The organism is Apolloniradiicaulis salifontis (genome assembly GCF_053756655.1).
This window is the reverse complement of sequence record NZ_CM132387.1, coordinates 1,156,027-1,175,239: the sequence shown is the minus strand read 5'-3', so window position 1 is coordinate 1,175,239 and position 19,213 is coordinate 1,156,027. Positions and strand designations below refer to the sequence as shown.

Below are 19,213 nucleotides of genomic sequence, written 5' to 3'. Positions count from 1 at the left end.
TTAGAAAAGGCCACAAGTCAGGGATCTAGAGCGATATTGGTTGACCAGAATCGACCGTAATCGTTCTAGCGCATCGTCTCGTAAGTCACGCGATTGCGGCCGTCTCGTTTGGACTGATAAAGATTCTTGTCCGCCCGCTCCAGCAGCGCCTGGCGCTGCTCGCCCTGGTGAAGGGTGGCGACGCCCATGGAAATCGTCACATGGCCAAGATCGTCATTGGTCTTGCGCCGGGTCAGGCGCTTGCGAGCGATGCGCTGGCGAACGGTTTCGGCGTAGGAACCCGCCTCGCTGAGCGAGGCGTCAGGGATCACAATTGCGAACTCCTCACCGCCATAGCGCGCAACGGTGTAGGTCGGCGCCGCCTCGGCCGCCAGAACCGACGCCACAAAGCGAATCACCTGGTCGCCGGTCTGATGGCCCCAGGTGTCGTTGAACTGCTTGAAGTGATCGATATCGCACATCACCACCGAAAGCGGGCGTGCCTGCTTATGGGCTGTGCGAACCGCCTCCGACAGCGCCTCATCCAGGCGCTTGCGATTGGCCAGCCCGGTGAGGCCGTCCTTAAGCGTCTCCACCCGCAGAGCCTGGACATCGCTTTTCAGCGTGTTCATCTCCGCGAGCGTCTGCTGCAGATTCCTTTCCAGATCAGACGAGCGCTGTTCAATCAGGCGATTAGCCGAGATGAGCACGTTCAGGGCATGGCGCATTTCGTCAGAGCCACGCGCCGACGCCAGGCTTTGCCCGCCGCAGGCCAGCGCCCCGTGATACTCCCGGCGCGCCTCGACGGCTTCGCTCAACCGCGCCTTGAGCGCGACAAGCGCGCCCGAAGCAGCGCGGCCGGCTTTAAGGGCGTCGTCCTCGACCCTGCGATAGCTGAAAAAGGTGGCGAAAAGCTTCGCGCTGTAGGCTTCGTCAATGGCGTCTCCCGCCGTGGTCCGGCTGTCGACCGCCTCGCAAAGCGCTAGGTTTGTCTTTGAGACATAGGCGGTCCAGACACGGAAATTCTCCGGCGTCGGGCCAAGCCCGCGCTCAGCCATGAATTCCACCGCTGCAAGGGCGGCTTCCATTGTGTCACAAGCCGTTTCGAAGCCGGAGGCTGGGGCTGGGGCGGCGTGTGCGGCGGCGGTCATGGCGGTCCTCACGATTGATGCATGAGGGTATTCCGCGATGCTTAACCCAAGCCTAATTCTACCCGAATTTTGTCCGGACCTTTGGACATTTGCGCGTCGAGCGTCGGACCTGAATCGCAAGGCCTCAAGCAGCCATCGCGCACCACCCCGACTCGATTTGTTCTGGACGAGGTTTGGTGAGCCGACAGGGGTTCGAACCCTGGACCTACTGATTAAAAGTCAGTTGCTCTACCAGCTGAGCTATCGGCTCCCAGACGCGACACCGAATTGGTCCCGTCGAGAGGCGCGGAAACTAGTCGCGCGCGGTGCGAGGGTCAAGCCGTACATCCCCCCTTGTCAGCCCCTTTTACAGCGCAGCACAGGACGGTTACCGCGCCTGGAAATTTGGGTAGGCTGGCGGCCATGAAGCAGATCGCGTTCAAGCCTCTTGCGGCGATGCTCGCTACGCCGCTCGCCTTGGCGGCGCTGCTTGGGGCTTGTTCCAGCGCGCCCGACGCCGGTGACGTGGCCGGCGACACGCTGGGGCTCGCCCGCGAGCGCCCGGGCGAGATTGTCCTGGAAGAAGACGCGCGCACCGCCGCGACCCCCTATGGCGGCTACAGCGCCCGCGTGGACTGTGTGAATGCAGCGCGCGACATCGCCCGCCTCACCGTGCATCTCGGCGCCGACCTTGAAGCGCCGGCTCGCGAAGCCACAGGCGAGGACGAGGCGGACGGGGCTCTGGAACGCACCCGCGAATTCGCCAGCGATGTCTCAAATGATCTGCCGGACATGGCCTCGGATGCGGCGGTGGATGCGGTGGTGGGGCTGAATCCGGCCCGCCCGGTCGTGCGTTTTTTCGGCCGGGCCGGCGAGACCGAGGCCGCCGCCCGGCGAGAGCGCGAGCTTGCGCTGAAACGCCGGGCGTGGCTCCGCGGCGCCTTCGATGCATTGGAGTGCGAGTCCGCCCTTTTGATCGACAGTCTTGAGCGCCAGGGACTCGCGACGGCTCCCTGGGACTGACGCGCATCCGACTGATTGCCCGGTTTGGCGCCCACGCACCGGCAGGAACGTTCCGAATGTTATCTGTGGGCTTTTTTCACTCCTCACCAGTGAATTCTGGAACTCTCCAGTACAGGCGGCGTTATTTGCAGGCCGACACCCGAAAGGCGATAAGATTATCACATCGCATAAAATTTTCGGCGTGAGAGCACCCCGTTCTGTATTTTAATTCCGAGCGTTCCATCCATTCGCCGCATAGGTCATTAGCCCGTGCCCACGGCGAGTATTGATTGAACGCGCACAGGAGCATTTCATGTCCAGACTTCTCATGTCCGCCGCAATCGCCGCCCTGATGAGCGCGCCCGCAATGGCGCAGGCCGATCCCGCGATGGCGCTGGCTGATAACATCTCAGCGAGCACCGAGGCCGCAGGCGACGCCGCCGACTGGAAAACCAGCCATGCCTGGATCAACGCCGCGGTCTATGACGAGGCCGGCGATCAGGTCGGAATCGTCAACCGGGTGCGCCTGAACGACTCCGATGACGGCGTGCGCGCACTGGTGCTCGACACCGGCGGCTTCCTCGACAAGGGCATGCGCCATGTCAGCCTGCTCAGCGACGAAGCGACCGTGATCACCCGCGACGCCCTGCCCGCAAGCTGGATGGTGACGCACGAGGGCCCGACCGGCGCACCGGGCGAGCCCGCCTCTGATGGCGACACCACGACCGAGCGCAGCTGGTGGGAGTTTGGCCGCGAGGATGACGACGCAGGCGGCGACCCTTCCGCCATGCCGAACTTCACCCTGATCACGCTGGACTTCACCGCCTACGAGATCGCCATGATGCCGCAATTCACCGCCGGCTCGTCCAGCCACGAGCAGCCGGAAGCCAGAGCCGCCTCAACTGCGAGCTCCGCCGATGAGGGCCGGGCTGATGCATCTGCGGGTCTGACGAGTGTGTCCGATGATGAAAGCGATGCGGCAGACGACGCCGCCGCAGATGAGAGCCGGAACGACGGGCGCGGACCCAGCACCGCGTCCACTGATGTACGTGTGGCCCTGGTGACCAACGATGAGCGAGAGGCCGCCGCCTCGCAACGAGCGTCGATGAACGAGGACGCCGCCAAGCCCGACATGCCCGCAACAAACGAGTCCGCCAATCCGTTCAGCCTCGCCTGGACCGATGTTGAGTCCGCGATGGATCGCAGGACCGGCATAAGTGACGAACCAGTGGTCTCCGAGGCTGGCTGGACCGACGACAACACCCTGGTCGGCCAGGACGTCTATGCTCAGGACGACACCCGCCTCGGCGCGGTGAGCCGCGTCCGGCAAGACGGCCCTGGGCTGGAGGCCGAGCCCGTCACCCTCATCATCATCACCGACACCATGGGTGAGCGCTCGGTTTCCCTGGAAGGGCGCGACTGGTCCAGCCGGCGGCGCGAAGGTGTAGACGCCCTGACGCTGGATTATCAGGACCGGGGCGAGTTCGAGCAGAATTCCGCGCCTTACTCCGCCGCTGATCGCCTCGATGACGGCGAGAGCGACACCCCTGAATGGACCGACCAGCATGACTGGGTGAACACCGCGGTCTATTCGCGCAGCGGCGAGAAGATCGGCGAAATCGAGCGGGTTCGCGGCGGCGCCGGAGCCCTGCACCCCCGCGCCATTGTTCTGGAGACAGGCGGTTTTCTGGACATCGGCGGACGCGAAGTGGAGCTGAGCGGCTCGAACTTCCGCCTCACCGACTATGAGGGTGAGCAGGTTCTGCAAATCCGCTACACGCAGGACGAGATCATGCAGATGCCGACCTTCGATGAGGCCGGCGCTTCCGATTATCTGTTGAGCGATAATCCGCTCGAAGTCGATGAAACTGAGACCGGGTCCGACGACGATGAAACCGAGAGCGGCGGTACACGTTAACGCCATCTGATCTCGGGTCGAAGCTCTCCTCTGAAGGCTTCGGCCCCGGCGCAATGCATCCTCCCCTTGCAGCGCGCCCACGCTTGGCGCCGGTCGAAAGACCGGCGCCTTTTCCTTGTGCGGAGGGAAGCGATCACGCGGGGAGAGGCCGGATCGGGTTAGACGCTCTGCGTCCCCTCGTCCCATTTGGCTCGGAAATCCTTGCGGAAAGTTTCGAACTCGCCCGCGGCGATGGCTGCGCGCATGCGCCGGGTAAGACCCTGATAATAGGCGATATTGTGCCAAGACAGGAGCATGGAGCCGAGATATTCGCCCGCCCGGATCAGGTGGTGGATATAGGCCCTGGAATAATCGCGGCTGGCCGGGCAATCGATCTCGGGCGCCAGCGGCTCCTTGTCCTCGGCGAAGCGGGCGTTCTTCAAATTCATCGGGCCGAAATCCGACCAGGCCTGGCCGTGGCGCCCCGATCTTGTGGGCAGGACGCAGTCGAACATGTCGATCCCGCGCGCCACGCTCTCCACCAGATCAATGGGCTTGCCCACCCCCATGAGATAGCGCGGGCGCTCCATCGGCAGGTGCGGCGTCGTCACGTCGAGCACCTGGCACATCATCTCGAAGCCCTCGCCCACCGCGAGCCCGCCCACCGCGTAGCCGTCATAGCCGGCATCCACGAGCCCTTGCGCGCTTTCGCGGCGCAGATCTTCATAGGTGGAGCCCTGCACGATGCCGAACAGAGCCTGATCCGCCCGCTCGCCGAACGCGGCTTTCGAGCGGGCGCCCCAGCGTAGCGAGAGCTGCAGCGAGCTGGCCGCCTCATCGCGTGTGGCGGGATAGTTGGTGCACTCGTCCAGCTGCATGGAGATGTCGGCGCCCAGCAAATCCGCCTGGATCTCGATGGAGCGCTCCGGGGTGAGCATGTGGGACGAGCCGTCGAGATGGCTTTTGAACGCGGCGCCTTCCTCGCTCATCTTGCGAAGACCGGCCAGCGACCAGACCTGAAAGCCGCCTGAGTCGGTGAGGATCGGCCCGTCCCAGCGCATGAATTCATGCAGGCCGCCAAGCCGCTTCACCCGCTCCGCGCCGGGGCGAAGCATGAGGTGATAGGTGTTGCCCAGTATGATGTCCGCGCCGGTCTGCTTCACCTGATCTGGATACAGCGCCTTCACCGTGGCCGCAGTGCCCACCGGCATGAAGGCGGGCGTGGCGATGTCGCCGCGGGGCGTTTTCAACACCCCGGTGCGCGCGGCGCCATCGACGGCGGCGATTTCAAAGGGGAAACTGCTCATCAAATCAGACGCGTCCTGCGGCGAACGGAATAGAGATGAGCTGGAAAGACGAAATCGAGCATTTACGCAAGCGCCAGAGTCTGGCGCGCGCCATGGGCGGACCGGAAAAACTCAAGCGTCAGGCTGACGCGGGCCGGCTGAATGTGCGCCAACGCATTGATCTTCTGCTGGACGCGGGAAGCTTCAGGGAGATCGGCTCGATCACCGGAACGCCGCAGACCGGCCCCGACGGCGAACTCGCCGGCTTCACTCCGGCCAACTGCCTGTTCGGGCGCGGAACGATCGACGGGCGCAAAGTTGCGGTGGTGGCCGATGACTTCACGGTGCGCGGCGGGGCCGCAGACGCGGCGATCATCGAAAAGCAGATCGAGGCCGAGAAAATGGCCGGCGAGCTCGGCCTGCCGCTCATCCGCCTGATCGAGGGCACGGGCGGGGGCGGATCGGTGAAATCCATCCTCGACATGGGCGCAAGCTATGTCCCCTTCAATCCGGGCTGGGACCATGTGGTGGCGAACCTGTCGCGGGTGCCCGTGGTCTCCCTGGCGCTGGGGCCGGTGGCGGGCCTGGGCGCGGCGCGGGCTGTGTCGAGCCATTACTGCGTCATGGTGAAAGGGCTCTCGCAGATGTTCATCGCCGGCCCGCCGGTGGTGGCCGGCATCGGCGAACACGTCACCAAGGAGGAGCTGGGCGGCGCGGACCTGCAGCTGGCCGCCGGGGCCGCCGACGACGCCTATGAGAGCGAAGCCGACGCCCTGTCGGCGGCGAAATGGTTCCTGTCCTACCTGCCCGACAGCGTCGGCGAAGCGCCGGAGCGCAAGCCCGTGCGCGATGATCCGGACCGGACGGATGAGAGCCTTCGCGAGATCGTGCCCCGCGACAAGCGCTACAGCTACGACATGCGCAAGATCCTTAGCGCCACGCTGGACAGCGGAACCGTGTTTGAGATGGGCCGCCATTTCGGCGCCAGCGTCATAACCGCGTTCGCGCGCCTGGACGGCTGGCCGGTGGCGGTGCTCGCCAGCAATCCGCAAGTCTATGGCGGCGGCTGGACGGCGGAAGCCGCCCAGAAAGTCACGCGGTTTGTGGATCTGGCCGAGACCTTCCGCCTGCCGGTGGTGCATTTTGTCGATGTGCCCGGCTTCGTCATCGGGCGGCGCGCCGAGCAGGCCGGCACGATCCGCCACGGCGCGCGGGCTCTGTCGGCGATCTATCAGGCGAGCGTGCCCTGGTGCACCATCCTGATCCGCAAGGCCTACGGCGTCGCCGGCGCGGCGATGATGGACCATACCCGCTTTCGCTATCGCTACGCCTGGCCCAGCGGAGACTGGGGCTCGCTGCCGCTGGAGGGGGGAGTGGAGGCCGCGTTCAAGAGCCAGCTTGAAAAGGCCGAGGACCCCGCCGCCATGAAGGCGGAGCTTTCAAGCGCCATGAGAAACCTCGCCTCGCCGTTCAAAACCGCTGAGCGCTACTGGATCGAGGAGATTATCGACCCGGCCGAGACCCGAAGCGTGCTCACCGAGTTTGCAAACCTCACCGCCAAGCTGCGCATGAAGCAGACGCCCGGCGTTCGCTATCGCCCCTGACATGCGGTGCCGGAGCGGCTGGCGCGAAGACGTGAATGGTCTAGCTTTCGCGGCAGCTTGAAGGACCCGCCCATGCCCGTGATCACCACCGCGTCTGAAGTCATCGCCCTGTTCGCCGCCGCCGGCCTGTTCGGCGCCATGGTGTTCTTCCCGATCGTCGTGGCGCCCACCGTGTTCGCCACCCTGCCCGAGCAGACCGCCGGCCGCTTCCTGCGCGCAGTGTTTCCGGCCTATTACGCCTTCGTCGCGGCCAGCGCGGGGCTGTGCGCGGTGGCGCTGATGCTGATCGGAGAGTCATGGTCCATCGCCGCCTGGGCGATCGCGCTATCGACGTTCGTTGTGCGCCAGGTGCTGGTCCCGAAGATCAATGTCTGGCGCGACGCGCAGCTGGAAGGCGAGGCGGGCGCGAAGGAGAAGTTCGACACCGGACACAAGATCAGCGTGCTGATCAACGCCGGCCAGATCATCCTGGCGGCCTGCCTTGTCTATGTGACCGGAACGCTCTGACCGACGCGCCAGAGCAGGCTTGAATCCCCGTAGGAGAAGAAGCGGTAGCCGGACGCCACCGCATGAGCGTAGGCGGCGTGCATGGCGTCATATCCCGCCAGCGCGCACACCAGCATGAACAGCGTTGATTTGGGCAGGTGGAAATTCGTCATCAGCGCGTCCACGACCCGAAACTGATAGCCGGGCGTGATGAAAATGTCGGTCTCGCGCGCCTCGGCCCGCACCGTCCCGTCTGGCTCCGCCGCGCTTTCGAGGGTGCGCAGCGATGTTGTCCCCACCGCGATGATCCGGCCCCCGGCGGCCCGCGCCGCGTTTATCGCGCCGGCGGTCTCGTCACTGATCTGATACCACTCGGCGTGCATCTGATGATCTTCAAGGTTTTCGGTTTTCACCGGCAGGAACGTGCCGGCGCCCACATGAAGCGTGACATGGGTGGCGGCGACGCCACGGCGCGCCAGCGCCTCGAACAGGCGATCTGTAAAGTGCAACCCCGCCGTGGGCGCCGCGACGGATCCCGATTTCTCCGGATCGGCGTAAATCGTCTGATAGTCCTCAAGATCGGCCACGTCAGCGGCCCGCTTTGACGCGATATAGGGCGGCAAGGGCGGCGCCCCGGCGGCGACGATGGCCGCGTCCAGCGCGACCCCGGAGCGGTCAAAGCTCAAGACGATCTCTCCGCCCACCAGCTTGTCGGAGACCTGCGCCGTCAGCCCGCCTTCAAAGGTGAGCGTATCGCCCTCTTTCAGGCGCTTGGCCGGCCGGGCGAAGGCGCGCCACACCGCTTCGCCGTCGCGCTTGTGCAGATTGATCTCGATCGCCGCGTCTCCGCCGCCGCCAACAGGGCGCGCCGGGCGTACGCCGGTGAGCGCAGCGGGAATGACGCGCGTATCGTTGAACACCAGCAAATCGCCGGGCTCCAAGAGATCCGGCAGATCCAGAACGCCTCTGTCCTCTAGTCCGCCCTCGCTCACATGGAGCAGACGGGCGGTGTCTCGCGGCCGCGCCGGACGCAGCGCGATGCGGTCTTCAGGCAGATGAAAATCAAAGTCAGAGAGCTTCATGGGGAGCGATTAACCGGGGCGGGGGGCGGCCGCAAGGGGCGCACGCCACAGCCCTCGCGGCGCGCAAACCGCTTTCACGTGCGCAGGCGCGCTTATAGGCTCGTCACATGCGCGCCCTTGTCCTGATCTGCACCTTCGCCGCCGTCGCCGCTTCAGTGGTGCTGAGCCTCGCCGGCGCGGTGTCCGCCTTCGCCGATATCGTCAATATCGCCTGGCCGTTCCAGCTCGCCGCAGGTCTCGTTGCGCTGGCGATGCTCCAGCTTGTTCGAACCCCGCGCTGGCCCTGGCCGAGGCGTGCCGCGCTTGTCTGCGCCGCCGGGCTCGCCATCGCCGGAACACCCTGGGCGATGCTGCGTCCGGCGACCGGCGAGACGCCCGCAGGCGTCGAGCCGTTTCTGGTGGTGACGACGTTCAACGCCTGGGCCAGCAATACGGACCCGGAGACGGCCGCGGCGGCGCCGATCCTGACAAGCGCCGACATCATCGCCTTTCAGGAAATCGGGCTGAACGCGCGCGACCTGCCGGCCCGGCTCGCGGCGAGCCACCCTTACCGGGTTCGGTGCCGGTGGTCGGTAGAGCTTGTCTCCCGCCTGCCCTTCGAGGCGTCCGGATGTGGCGACATGCTCGCCCTGCCGGCCGCCTGGGCGCGCGTGAGCATGGACGGAAGCCCGGTGACGGTCCTTTCCGTCCATCTGGCCCGACCATTCGCGTCGAACTGGTACGACGCCCATCGCGAAGCCCTCTCGACGCTGATCGGCGAGTTTACAGACCCGCTTGTGGTGATGGGTGATTTCAATACCGGGGAAGGCGGATTCATGATGGCGGGGCTGGAGCGTGATCTGGCGCCGCTGCGCCGGGTCACACGGGGCCATCGCACCTGGCCGTCAGAGCGGATGTCGCCAGTGCCGCTTTTGGGCATCGACCATGTCTTTCTGGGCGAGGGCCTGTGCGCCGCATCTGTCAAAGTCGGCCCGCACGCCGGCTCCGATCATCGCCCGGTGCAGGTCGGCGTGGCCCGGTGCTTGGCCCCCTGACACAGCCCTCGAATACGGTCCCGCCGACCGTTAAACTCGGGTCGTTTCATACGAGGGTTTTAGCGCCGTCCGCGCGCCGTGCGAGGAGATAGAGCATCCCTCAAGGCGGCGCCCCGGAGCGGAGCCGGGGCGCGCCTCGAAGGAGCTTCGCCATTTTGTCCCTACTGGACCACAGCTTTGTGAATCTTGCCCGGATTGCGGGGCGGCTCGCCCTTGGGCAGGGCGTCCACATGTTCGATGCCGTCGGTCACTTCGCCCCAGACGGTGTACTTGCCGTCGAGGAAGTTCACCGCATCAAGGCAGATGAAGAACTGGCAGTCGGCGCTGTCAGGATCGTTGGTGCGGGCCATGGAGCAGGCGCCGCGCTCGTGGGGCGCATCGTTGAATTCAGCCTTGATCTTCTGGCCCGTGCCGCCGGTGCCGCGCCCGTCCGGGCAGCCGCCCTGGGCGACGAAACCGTCAATGACCCGGTGGAAAAGCAGGCCGTCATAAAAGCCTTCGGAAACCAGCTCGGTGATGCGCGCGACATGCTTGGGCGCCAGATCCGGGCGCAGCTTGATGGTCACGTCGCCCCCGTCAAGGGTGAGCACGAGGGTGTCGGCCATGGGTAAAACTCCAGTTGTTGAATGCTATTGCGAGATCCGCACAGGCACGTCGATCTCGCAGATGTCAGGAAGATCGCCCCTTGCGTTGCGCACGGCGTCAAGATAGCCGGCGAAAGCGTCAGAGCCGGTGTCCATCACCTCGATGGTGGCGCGCTCGGCTTGCGGAAGATCGCTGGCCACCGAGACGTCCTCGATGAAGGAAGGCGAAAAGCCCGGCGTTTCGCCGAGCGTGCCCTCATTGAGCGCATAAACCACGTCCAGGCCGCTCCGAACCTTGCCCCAGACGGTGTACTGTGCGTTCAGATGCTCGGCCGAGCCGCGCACGATGTAGAACTGGGCGTTGCCCGAATTGGGATCGGCGGTGCGCGCCATGGCGGCGGCGCCGTCGCAATGCAAAAGCCAGGAGCTCACCCGGCCGTCGCCCATGATCGACGCAGCCGCTGACGCCTGCGTGCCGGCGGGAAAGCCGTTCCAGAAACCGGCCTGCACCCGGCTGGTGTCGGCCCGCGGATTGACGACGCGCTCCTGAAGCTCGCTGACCTCAATCGCGGCGGGGTCGCGGCGGATCGTGAATTCAGCCTGAATCGGCGCGGTGGGGGCGTTGACCGAAGGATTGTCCAGCGCACCGCCGCCCTGGGCCATGAAGCCGTCGATCACGCGGTGCCAGACCTTGAAATCAAACCAGTCGCTGCGGGCGAGCTCGCGCATGCGCGCGGTGTGCGTCGGCGCGAACGCCTCGGCCAGTTCCACCCAGACCACGCCCTCGGTGGTGGTGATGCGCAACAGATTGTCCGCATCCACGGTCCGCCAGGCGCTTTGCGGCGCATCTGCGATCGCCGCCGCCAGCGCCCCGGTCTCCTGCGCCGCTTCGGCGTCCCGGCCAGCGACTTGAGCGGACGCGGCTGCTTCGGCCCCGGAATCTTCTGTCTGGGCTTCGGCCTGCGTTTCAGTTTCGGAAGCGGCCGTCCCGGTCTCGCTCTCCGCGCAGGCGGAAACCGAGAGGACAAGCGCAGAGGCGCCGGAAGTCAGAAGGGTCGCGAAAAGCCGGGTCATTGGCTGAATTTCTCCAACAGGCGCGTCTTCACCAGCGATGGGACGAAGGGATCTATGTTTCCGCCCAGCCTGGCGATCTCTTTCACCAGGCGCGACGCAATGGCCTGATGACGTGGATCAGCCATCAGAAACACGGTTTCGATGTCAGCATTAAGGCGCTGATTCATGCCAACCATCTGGAACTCATACTCGAAGTCGGACACGGCGCGCAGGCCGCGGATGATCGAACCGGCGCCCACCTCTTCGGCGAAATGCATCAGCAGGCCTTCGAAAGGCAACACCTCGATCTCGGTGTCCCCGGCGACGCTCATCGCCAGCTCGCGGGCCATGTCCACCCGGTCCTCAAAGGAAAACAGCGGCCCCTTGGAGGTGTTCAGCGCCACGCCGATGACCAGCTTGTCATACAGCTTCACCGCCCGGCCGATAATGTCGAGATGGCCGTTGGTGATCGGGTCGAACGTGCCCGGATAGAGCGCGACGCGCTTTTTCATGGCTCACACCTCCCCAGGCGTCTGGCCGTCCCCGCTGTCCGGCGCATCAGGGGTTTCCAGCCCACCGGGTGTATCAGGCGCATGCGGTCCATCAGGCCCAAGCCCCTCGCCGTCTTCACCGGCGCCATCATCGCTTTCCGCGACGCGCACCACCGAGACCACCTTCTCGCCGTCACCCAGCCGGATCAGGCGCACGCCCTTGGTGGCGCGAGCGGCGATGCGCACGGTGTCCACCGGGAAGCGGATCAACTGGCCGCCGTCGGTGACGGCCATGACGGTGTCGGTGTCCACCACGGTGAAGCAGGCTGAAAGCGGTTCGGGGAAGCGCTTGTCCTTGGTCCACACGCCCTGGCCGCCGCGGCCCTGGCGGAAATATTCATAGGAGATCACGCGCTTGCCGAGCCCGGATTCGGCCACGGTGAGGATCAGCTCTTCATTGGCCTTCATCTCAAGGAAGCGGACATTGGACAGGTCGACCTCTTCCTCGCCTTCTCCGGCGTCCAGATCATCGTCCAGCGTTTCCAGCTCTTCGTCGCCCTCGCTACGAAGCTCTTCGCGCCGGCGCTTGATATAGGCGCGCACTTCGGCGCGGCTGACCTCCAACGCATTGAGCACCGCCATGGAGATGAGGCGGTCACCGCCTTCCATACGAATGCCGCGCACGCCGGTGGAGTTGCGGCTGGCGAAGACGCGCACGTCAGTGACGGGGAAACGGATCGCCTTGCCGTTGGCGGTGACCAGCAGCACGTCCTGATCGGGACGGCACAGGCGCACGTCGAGGATTCGCCCGACCTCCTCGTCCAGCTTCATGGCGATCTTGCCGTTGCGGTTCACCTGCACGAAGTCGGATAGCTTGTTGCGCCGCACAGTTCCGTTGGTGGTGGCGAACATGACGTCGTAATCGCCCCAGCTCTCTTCATCCTCGGGGAGCGCCATCACCGAGGTGATCCACGCGCCCTCGCCAAGGCTCGGCAGGAGATTGGTGAGGTATTTGCCCTTTGTGTTGGGCGCGCCCACCGGAAGGCGCCAAGTCTTGGTCTTATAGACCATGCCGTCGGAGGTGAAGAACAGAAGCGGGGCGTGGGTCGAGGCGACGAACAGGGTCGCCACGAAATCCTCGTCCTTCATCGCCATGCCGGCCCGGCCGCGGCCGCCGCGATGCTGGGCGCGATAGGTGGAGAGCGGGGTGCGCTTCACATAGCCGCCATGGGTGAGCGTGACGACCATGTCCTCGCGCGGGATCAGGTCCTCGTCCTCCATCTCCAGCTCGCCTTCAACGATGATGGAGCGCCGCGCCACGCCGAACTGGGACTTGGCGTCCTCCAGTTCGCCGCGAATGATCTCGCGGATGCGGGTGGGGCTGCTGAGGATGTCGAGATAGTCGGCGATCTGTTCGGCGAGCTTGGCGGCTTCATCGCCGATCTCGTCGCGGCCCAGCGCCGTCAGGCGGTTCAGGCGCAGATCGAGAATGGCTTTGGCCTGCTCTTCGGTGAGGCGGATGACATTGCCCTCACGGATCACCGAGCGCGGATCGGCCACCAGCTCCACCAGCGACGCCACGTCGGACGCCGGCCAGGCGCGTTCTTTCAGCTGCTCGCGAGCGGTGGCGGGATCAGGCGCGGCGCGGATCAGGCGGATGATCTCGTCGATATTGGCCACAGCCACGGCGAGACCGACCAGGACGTGGGCCCGGTCGCGGGCTTTTTTCAGGTCGAACTTGGTGCGCCGGACCACCACTTCCTTGCGGAAGGCGATGAAGGTCTCAAGGAAGGTGCGAAGGCCCGCCTGCTGCGGGCGCCCACCGATGAGGGCGAGCATGTTCACCCCGAAGCTGCTCTGCAGCGGGCTCCAGCGAAACAGCTGGTTCAGGATCACGTCCGCGTTGGCGTCCTTCTTCAGCTCCACCACCACCCGCATGCCGGTGCGGTCGGATTCGTCGCGCAGATCGGAAATGCCTTCAATGCGCTTCTCGCGCACCAGATCGGCGATCTTCTCAACCATGGTGGCCTTGTTCACCTGGTAGGGGATCTCATGGATGATGATCGCCTCACGGCCCTGGCGCACCGTCTCCACGCTGGTTTTGCCGCGCACCAGGACCGAGCCCCGGCCCTCCATGAGCGCCTTGCGCGCGCCGGAACGGCCGATGATCTCGCCGCCGGTGGGAAAGTCCGGCGCCGGCACGAATTCCAGCAATTCCGCGTCGGTGACGCCCGGATCGTCCAGAAGCGCCAGCGTCGCGTCCACGACCTCATTCAGGTTATGGGGCGGGATATTTGTGGCCATGCCCACCGCGATGCCGCCGGCGCCGTTGACCAGAAGATTGGGATAGCGCGCCGGCAGAACGACCGGCTCATGCTCCGAACCGTCATAGTTGTCCTGGTAATTGACCGTATCCTTGTCGATATCGGCCAGCAACGCCTCTGCCGGCTTGTCCATGCGGATTTCGGTATAACGCATGGCGGCAGGCGGATCGCCGTCCACCGAGCCGAAATTACCCTGACCGTCCAGGAGCTTCAGCCCCATGGAGAAGTCCTGGGCCATGCGCGCCAGCGCGTCGTACACCGCGCTGTCGCCGTGGGGGTGGTATTTACCGATCACGTCGCCGACGACGCGGGCCGATTTACGGTACGCCTTGTCGTTGGTGTAGCCCTGTTCGTGCATGGACCACAGGATCCGCCGGTGCACCGGCTTCAGCCCGTCGCGCGCATCAGGGATGGCGCGGCTGACGATCACGCTCATGGCGTAATCAAGATAGCTGCGCTTCATCTCGTCTTCGATGAACACCTGCGACCCGCCCGGGGCCGGCATGGAGGGTTCTTCGCTCATAGGATCTTCAGGAGGCAGATCGCTCAAAACCGTCTCGTCCGTCGCTGGCGCGCCCCGCCGGAAGGATGGCGGGCGGCGTAAAATTCAAAGGCGGAACGCGCCGTTCAGAATCGCACGGCGCGGCTGTCACACCGGTGTAGCAAGCAGGGGCAAAACCGGCAAACGGCGCGGGCTGTGAGGTGTGGAGAAGGGGGCGGCGAACCGGCTTTCGAACGCGGTCCGTCGGTAATTGCCTACCGCAGTTAAACCCTGGGGCTGCAAGCAGGCAAAAACCATACTTCTGGAATCATTTTATACCTTTTATAGTGGTATTTTTATTGCCACGATAGACACTCGGTGAAACTATGGAGCGATCTGAAATGTGAAGAAAACACTCGGAACAAGCGTCGTTGCTCTGGGCTCAGTGGCCCTCGCAGCCTGTAGCATAACTGGGCGGGGATACGGGGAATGCCAAACCTCCGGTAACTGCAAAGTTGGAGTGGAGGTCGTCATTACAAATGAGAATGACCGTACATTAATCTATGGATCAGATCTATCCGTTGACTTTACTGGCTCGACCGTGAATCCGCCCAGCACCGGAACATATGTTATCAGAGGCATTAATTCTTCGACCGGCGCAAGTTCAGTCACGCTTGCGCCTTGGCATCTTGTGAATGGCAAATCCGTGCTTACCAACCCGTCAATGTTCGATACTTGGTTGCAGTCACTTCCAAGCGGCGTTGACACCCTTCAAGTCGAAGATTTTATGCAGGTTGAAACCGTTAGCGGCACCAACACTTTAGCGCTTGAGTTCTTCCACGGAACGACCTCGCTCGGGGTGGCGCAGGATACGTGGACGGTCAGTAGCGGCTGTGGGGGGATTTTCCAACCTCCCTGCTAACCTGCGCGAAACTGGCGCGCTGCACTCGGCAAGCGCACCAGTTTCGTACTCCGTATCCTAGACTGCACTTCAGATTTCGCGCATGCGGGGAATTAGGTTAGTCCTAACCTACCCCTCTCCTGCCCGCCCCTAACTCGCCTTAGCTGAGCGCATCATGCTGAAATCCAATGCATTGAAGCTTCTGCCAGCAACTGTCCTTCCGCTCGCCTGCGCCGGTTGCCTGGCGTTTCCCGACCCGTGGGCGACCCTGACCGATGACTCACAAGACTTGGAGGGGACGTTCGAGCTTCAATATGTGCTGATGACACCGTTTGGCCCTGGCTTCGCTTATCAGACCGGGTCCCAGCTTGCGCAGCTTGACCCGAACGGTTCATCTCAATCTATCGCCGACACCAGAGCGGCGGCTTCAAATCCGACCGTGCACGTGGCCGGTGACGGGCCCGGGTATCGGATCGAACCCCTTGTGGAGGAAGTGGCCAAAGGCGTTGAAGCGGGCGCTCGGTGGTTTCCAGACACCTTTGCCGACGGGTTCAGGGTGACGCTGCATCTGGAAAATCATGAAGCCATTGATTTTAGGAGAACCTTCATCGCGAGCAGATCCCCGTGGCCCATGGCGTTCGCGACCCATGGCGATCGGGTGGACACCGCCGCCGAACGCGTCGCTTTTGCAAGCACAATCAGCCACGAGGCCTATCATTTGGCGAATTCCGTTTCCCGGACCGGCTTGGCTCTGCCGGAATTCGAGGCGCGCCCGGATGCAGGGTGGATTTATGAAGAAACCGCGGCGAACCTGATCGGCGCATGCGTGCGAATCGAGCTCGGCCAAGCCGTTGGACTGGACCGGGCTGCGGCCTTAACAATTGACCTCATTGATGAAAGGACGGGAGATCGGCAGACGGTTTCGCCGCCCTTGCCGCCCTCTGTGACAGCCCGTGTCATCGATGCCATGGCCGCAACACATGAGCCCAACGAACACCCGAGGCTCCTCTGGGCGTGGAGCTTTTACCAGACCGTCTTTCATCACTATGCAAACGGAGCCGATCGCATTGCTCCGAACACGCTTGAGGCGGAGCGATTGATCGCGGCCTGCGACCGGGTCGGGCCGGACGTCACGCAGGTGGAGGCGATACTGCGGTCGCTTGGTTCATCCTAAAACTGGCGAACCCGCCCCCTCGTCAATGCGTTGCGCCGTGATAGGTTCGCTTTCGAACCGCAACGCAACGGAGCCCGCCCATGACCCTCGCCAAACTCTTCACCGCCGCGTCCGCCGCCGCCCTCCTGGCCGCCCTGCCCGCCTGCGCCCAGGAGGACCAGCAGGAGAACCCGACCGAGGGCCAGAATCAGACCGAGGACACGCTCGGCGGTATGATGCAGGACGCCGCCGACGACATTCAAGACGAGCTGAGCACCGCCGCCGATGAGATGACCACGACGAGCACGGCCTCCGGCCGCATCATCAACCGTGACCGCGAAGCGGTGGGGACGGTGACGTTCCAGCAGGGCCAAGACGGCGTGGTGGTGACGATCGAGGCTGATTTGAGCGCCGGAACCGGCCAGTGGCATGGCGCGCATCTGCACCAAGTCGGCGATTGCTCCAATAACGACTTCACCAGCTCTGGCGGACATATCAACCCGGACGGGAACGCCCACGGCTTCCTCAACGCCGACGGTCCCGACAACGCCGACCTGCCCAATGTCTGGCTCCACACCGACGGGACGATGCGCGCCCAGGCCTACACCACGCGCGTCTCGGTGGACGGTCAGACCGATGCGCCGGCGCTTCTGGATGCGGACGGCAGCGCGCTGGTGATCCACGAAAACCAGGACGACATGGAGGCCCAGCCCATTGGCGGCGCCGGAGCGCGCATTCTGTGCGCCGTGATCGAGGCCGGCGCCCAGTGAGGCTCCGGGGCGGGGCGATGCCGGGCCGAACCATCACCGGCGCCTATTCACGCCGGGCGGTGCTGACCGGGGCGGGCGCAAGCCTCGCGCTGGCCGCTTGCGCGCGCGGGCAAGAGACCGAGCAGGCTCTGGCGCCGGGCTGGACCAGCGGACCGGCTCTGCCGATCCGGGTGCAAGAGATTTATCCGGCGGTTTTGTCGGGCGCGATCTATGTGGCCGGGGGTCTGTCGCCGGATGCAGGGTCCGGCGCGATCGGGATTTCCGACCGCGTGTTCGCCCTGACGCCGGGCGCGAACGCCTGGCGCGAGCGCGCCCGCCTGCCCCTGCCGATCCACCATCCAAATCTTGTGGCGCTGAACCGCTATCTCTACGCGGTGGGCGGCTTCACTGCGGAAAACGGCGGCGCCTGGTCCATGAGCCGGGCGGTGCGCGTCTATGATGAAAGCCGCAATAAATGGTCGGCCGGGCCGGACATGCCCCACCCCTACGCCGAGACCGTGGCCGCCGAGCTGAACGGCGGCCTTCACGTGGTCACCGGGCGCAGGCCCGCCGGCGCCGCCAACCGGCTGTGGGGCGACCACGCCGACACCAACGCCCATATCGTTCTGGACCCGGCGGTAGGCCAGTGGCGCACCGCGCCGCCGGCGCCCACGGCCCGCAATTCAGCCGCCGGAACCGTTCTGGCAGGGAAGCTTCACGTGGTGGGCGGACGCACCGTCACCGGCGGCAATACGCCCGTGCATGAAGTCTACGATCCACAGGAAGAGCGCTGGGACACTCTTGCGCCCCTGCCCGAACCCGCCGCCGGTCCGCGCGGCGCCGGCGGCCTGGCCGCCGCGACGCTGGGCGATGCGTTTTATGTGTTCGGCGGCGAGTGGTTCGATAATACAGGCGGCGGGGTCTACAGCCAGGTCTGGGCTTATGACGCTGCTGAAGACCGCTGGCGCGACGCCGGCGCCATGCCGACGCCCCGCCACGGGCTCGGCGCGGTGATGCGCGACGATGCGATCCACACCATCGCCGGGGCCGCGCGCGCCGGCGGCAATGAGACCAGTGCGGCGGTTGAGGTGTTCAGGCCTTAAGGCTCGATCAGGGAGTCCGGGGCGCCGGCGGCCACCAGGGCGGCCCGCGCCAGCCGCTCGCGAAGGGCGCCCTCGCCGGCCTCGTAATCAAGGTCCACATTAACGGCGAACAGCCAGGTTTCGGGCTCGCCGCCCTCGTGCGCCTCCAGCCAGCCCACATACCAGCCATGGTTGGGCGCATCGCGGATCGCCCAGCCGGTCTTGGCGTAAAGCGTCCAGTCCTCGCCGGTGCGATGGCGCATGATATCGATCACATTGTCCTGGACAGTCCCATCAACCGGCAGGGTTCGGGCGTGGAGCCGGGCGAGAAAATCCACCTGTTCGCGCGCCGAAATCTCCAGGGGGCCCTGAAGCCAGAACGTGGCGATATTATCCGCGCCGCCGATTTCGCCATTGCCGTACTCCAGCCGCGACACCGCCTCGCCCATGCGCTCATGGCCAACTTCGCGCGCCCAGTGCTGAAACGCCCATACGGCAGAGCGGCGAAACGCGGTGCGCAATGTCTGATCCTGATCCCAGCCGCTTGAGCGTTCGACTCCGTCCCAGGCGAGCGCGTCCAGGTCAGGATCGGCGACCACCCCGGTTTCCAGAATGATCAGCGCATTGGGAATCTTGAACGTGGAGGCCGGGATCATCCGCCGTTCCACCCGCTCACCGCCGGCGGTCCACTCCGCGCCGTCTGAGAGCCGCCGCACGAGGATGGCGCCGGTGGCGTTCTCGGCGGCGAGGATGGGGTCAAGCGTGTCTTCGCCGGGCGGACCTTGGGCGAGCGACGGTGCGGCTAGACAGAGCGCGGCGAGGCCTGCGTAGAATAGCGAAATCAGCCAAGCATTCATCCAATAACCGGAGAACCGACAATGTATGGCGCGAGTCC

Annotated in this window: 16 protein-coding genes and 1 tRNA gene; 8 read left to right on the top strand and 9 right to left on the bottom strand. The window is 64.9% G+C overall.

The window, feature by feature from the left end; translation table 11 throughout:
- Window positions 1-65 precede the first annotated feature (65 nt).
- Together ACWCOP_RS05705 and ACWCOP_RS05700 are read right to left on the bottom strand one after the other, a co-directional pair.
- A complete protein-coding gene (locus ACWCOP_RS05705) occupies window positions 66-1,067 on the bottom strand; it encodes a GGDEF domain-containing protein (protein ID WP_478250259.1) in 1,002 nt (333 codons plus the stop codon).
- 237 nt (window positions 1,068-1,304) lie between these two features.
- A tRNA-Lys gene (locus tag ACWCOP_RS05700) sits at window positions 1,305-1,380 on the bottom strand.
- 152 nt (window positions 1,381-1,532) lie between these two features.
- Between ACWCOP_RS05700 and ACWCOP_RS05695 the strand changes: the two genes are divergently transcribed.
- On the top strand, window positions 1,533-2,132 hold the full coding sequence (locus ACWCOP_RS05695) for a hypothetical protein (protein WP_478250258.1): 600 nt from the start codon (window positions 1,533-1,535) through the stop codon (window positions 2,130-2,132).
- Between the two features lie 292 nt (window positions 2,133-2,424).
- Window positions 2,425-4,029 carry a PRC-barrel domain-containing protein gene (locus ACWCOP_RS05690; RefSeq protein ID WP_478250257.1) on the top strand — a complete coding sequence of 535 codons (1,605 nt, stop codon included), beginning with the start codon at window positions 2,425-2,427 and terminating at the stop codon, window positions 4,027-4,029.
- Window positions 4,030-4,187: 158 nt separating this feature from the next.
- Here ACWCOP_RS05690 and tgt read toward each other — a convergent pair whose 3' ends face one another.
- Window positions 4,188-5,315 (bottom strand): tRNA guanosine(34) transglycosylase Tgt, encoded by a 1,128-nt coding sequence (gene tgt, locus ACWCOP_RS05685; RefSeq protein ID WP_478250256.1) that lies wholly within the window; start codon window positions 5,313-5,315, stop codon window positions 4,188-4,190.
- 35 nt (window positions 5,316-5,350) lie between these two features.
- Between tgt and ACWCOP_RS05680 the strand changes: the two genes are divergently transcribed.
- Entirely contained in the window at window positions 5,351-6,898 is a 1,548-nt protein-coding gene (locus tag ACWCOP_RS05680) for an acyl-CoA carboxylase subunit beta (protein WP_478250255.1), read from the top strand.
- 72 nt (window positions 6,899-6,970) lie between these two features.
- Window positions 6,971-7,405 (top strand): DUF4149 domain-containing protein, encoded by a 435-nt coding sequence (locus ACWCOP_RS05675; RefSeq protein ID WP_478250254.1) that lies wholly within the window; start codon window positions 6,971-6,973, stop codon window positions 7,403-7,405.
- Here the strand turns inward: ACWCOP_RS05675 and queA are convergent.
- Window positions 7,384-8,466 (bottom strand): tRNA preQ1(34) S-adenosylmethionine ribosyltransferase-isomerase QueA, encoded by a 1,083-nt coding sequence (queA, locus tag ACWCOP_RS05670; protein WP_478250253.1) that lies wholly within the window; start codon window positions 8,464-8,466, stop codon window positions 7,384-7,386. The two genes, ACWCOP_RS05675 and queA, sit on opposite strands and share 22 nt — an antisense overlap.
- 107 nt (window positions 8,467-8,573) lie before the next feature.
- On the opposite strand from queA, the gene ACWCOP_RS05665 reads away from it, so the two are divergent.
- The gene (locus ACWCOP_RS05665) at window positions 8,574-9,500 is read left to right on the top strand and encodes an endonuclease/exonuclease/phosphatase family protein (RefSeq protein WP_478250252.1); all 927 of its coding nucleotides are present in this window, start codon (window positions 8,574-8,576) and stop codon (window positions 9,498-9,500) included.
- A gap of 161 nt (window positions 9,501-9,661) precedes the next feature.
- Here the strand turns inward: ACWCOP_RS05665 and ACWCOP_RS05660 are convergent, their stop codons facing one another.
- The 4 genes from ACWCOP_RS05660 to gyrA are packed head-to-tail and all read right to left on the bottom strand — an operon-like array spanning window position 9,662 to window position 14,475.
- Window positions 9,662-10,105 carry a peptidylprolyl isomerase gene (locus ACWCOP_RS05660; RefSeq protein ID WP_478250251.1) on the bottom strand — a complete coding sequence of 148 codons (444 nt, stop codon included), beginning with the start codon at window positions 10,103-10,105 and terminating at the stop codon, window positions 9,662-9,664.
- 24 nt (window positions 10,106-10,129) lie between these two features.
- Window positions 10,130-11,158: a peptidylprolyl isomerase gene (locus tag ACWCOP_RS05655; protein ID WP_478250250.1), complete on the bottom strand. Its 1,029-nt coding sequence runs from the start codon at window positions 11,156-11,158 to the stop codon at window positions 10,130-10,132.
- Window positions 11,155-11,649 carry a pantetheine-phosphate adenylyltransferase gene (coaD, locus tag ACWCOP_RS05650; protein WP_478250249.1) on the bottom strand — a complete coding sequence of 165 codons (495 nt, stop codon included), beginning with the start codon at window positions 11,647-11,649 and terminating at the stop codon, window positions 11,155-11,157. Before coaD ends, ACWCOP_RS05655 begins: the two co-directional genes overlap by 4 nt.
- A gap of 3 nt (window positions 11,650-11,652) precedes the next feature.
- Window positions 11,653-14,475 carry a DNA gyrase subunit A gene (gene gyrA, locus ACWCOP_RS05645; protein WP_478250248.1) on the bottom strand — a complete coding sequence of 941 codons (2,823 nt, stop codon included), beginning with the start codon at window positions 14,473-14,475 and terminating at the stop codon, window positions 11,653-11,655.
- 1,034 nt (window positions 14,476-15,509) lie between these two features.
- On the opposite strand from gyrA, the gene ACWCOP_RS05640 reads away from it, so the two are divergent.
- The 3 genes from ACWCOP_RS05640 to ACWCOP_RS05630 all read left to right on the top strand — a co-directional run bounded on the left by ACWCOP_RS05640 (window position 15,510) and on the right by ACWCOP_RS05630 (window position 18,339).
- Window positions 15,510-16,508: a hypothetical protein gene (locus tag ACWCOP_RS05640; RefSeq protein ID WP_478250247.1), complete on the top strand. Its 999-nt coding sequence runs from the start codon at window positions 15,510-15,512 to the stop codon at window positions 16,506-16,508.
- 80 nt (window positions 16,509-16,588) lie between these two features.
- Window positions 16,589-17,257, top strand: a complete 669-nt coding sequence (locus tag ACWCOP_RS05635; RefSeq protein WP_478250246.1) for a superoxide dismutase family protein — start codon at window positions 16,589-16,591, stop codon at window positions 17,255-17,257.
- A 17-nt stretch (window positions 17,258-17,274) separates the two neighbouring features.
- Window positions 17,275-18,339, top strand: coding sequence for a Kelch repeat-containing protein (locus ACWCOP_RS05630; protein ID WP_478250245.1), 1,065 nt, complete (start codon window positions 17,275-17,277; stop codon window positions 18,337-18,339).
- Here ACWCOP_RS05630 and ACWCOP_RS05625 read toward each other — a convergent pair.
- Entirely contained in the window at window positions 18,336-19,175 is an 840-nt protein-coding gene (locus ACWCOP_RS05625; RefSeq protein ID WP_478250244.1) for a penicillin-binding transpeptidase domain-containing protein, read from the bottom strand. The genes ACWCOP_RS05630 and ACWCOP_RS05625 overlap by 4 nt on opposite strands.
- Between the last annotated feature and the right edge of the window lie 38 nt (window positions 19,176-19,213).

Excerpts from the sequence above, each read along its gene's own strand:
- coaD (WP_478250249.1), bottom strand. The coding sequence starts at position 11,649 with ATGAAAAAGCGCGTCGCGCTCTATCCGGGCACGTTCGACCCGATCACC.
- ACWCOP_RS05690 (WP_478250257.1), top strand. The coding sequence starts at position 2,425 with ATGTCCAGACTTCTCATGTCCGCCGCAATCGCCGCCCTGATGAGCGCG.
- queA (WP_478250253.1), bottom strand. The coding sequence starts at position 8,466 with ATGAAGCTCTCTGACTTTGATTTTCATCTGCCTGAAGACCGCATCGCG.
- gyrA (WP_478250248.1), bottom strand. The coding sequence starts at position 14,475 with ATGAGCGAAGAACCCTCCATGCCGGCCCCGGGCGGGTCGCAGGTGTTC.
- ACWCOP_RS05675 (WP_478250254.1), top strand. The coding sequence starts at position 6,971 with ATGCCCGTGATCACCACCGCGTCTGAAGTCATCGCCCTGTTCGCCGCC.
- ACWCOP_RS05665 (WP_478250252.1), top strand. The coding sequence starts at position 8,574 with ATGCGCGCCCTTGTCCTGATCTGCACCTTCGCCGCCGTCGCCGCTTCA.
- ACWCOP_RS05630 (WP_478250245.1), top strand. The coding sequence starts at position 17,275 with ATGCCGGGCCGAACCATCACCGGCGCCTATTCACGCCGGGCGGTGCTG.
- ACWCOP_RS05705 (WP_478250259.1), bottom strand. The coding sequence starts at position 1,067 with ATGGAAGCCGCCCTTGCAGCGGTGGAATTCATGGCTGAGCGCGGGCTT.
- ACWCOP_RS05635 (WP_478250246.1), top strand. The coding sequence starts at position 16,589 with ATGACCCTCGCCAAACTCTTCACCGCCGCGTCCGCCGCCGCCCTCCTG.
- ACWCOP_RS05660 (WP_478250251.1), bottom strand. The coding sequence starts at position 10,105 with ATGGCCGACACCCTCGTGCTCACCCTTGACGGGGGCGACGTGACCATC.
- ACWCOP_RS05695 (WP_478250258.1), top strand. The coding sequence starts at position 1,533 with ATGAAGCAGATCGCGTTCAAGCCTCTTGCGGCGATGCTCGCTACGCCG.
- ACWCOP_RS05640 (WP_478250247.1), top strand. The coding sequence starts at position 15,510 with ATGCTGAAATCCAATGCATTGAAGCTTCTGCCAGCAACTGTCCTTCCG.
- tgt (WP_478250256.1), bottom strand. The coding sequence starts at position 5,315 with ATGAGCAGTTTCCCCTTTGAAATCGCCGCCGTCGATGGCGCCGCGCGC.
- ACWCOP_RS05625 (WP_478250244.1), bottom strand. The coding sequence starts at position 19,175 with ATGAATGCTTGGCTGATTTCGCTATTCTACGCAGGCCTCGCCGCGCTC.
- ACWCOP_RS05680 (WP_478250255.1), top strand. The coding sequence starts at position 5,351 with ATGAGCTGGAAAGACGAAATCGAGCATTTACGCAAGCGCCAGAGTCTG.
- ACWCOP_RS05655 (WP_478250250.1), bottom strand. The coding sequence starts at position 11,158 with ATGACCCGGCTTTTCGCGACCCTTCTGACTTCCGGCGCCTCTGCGCTT.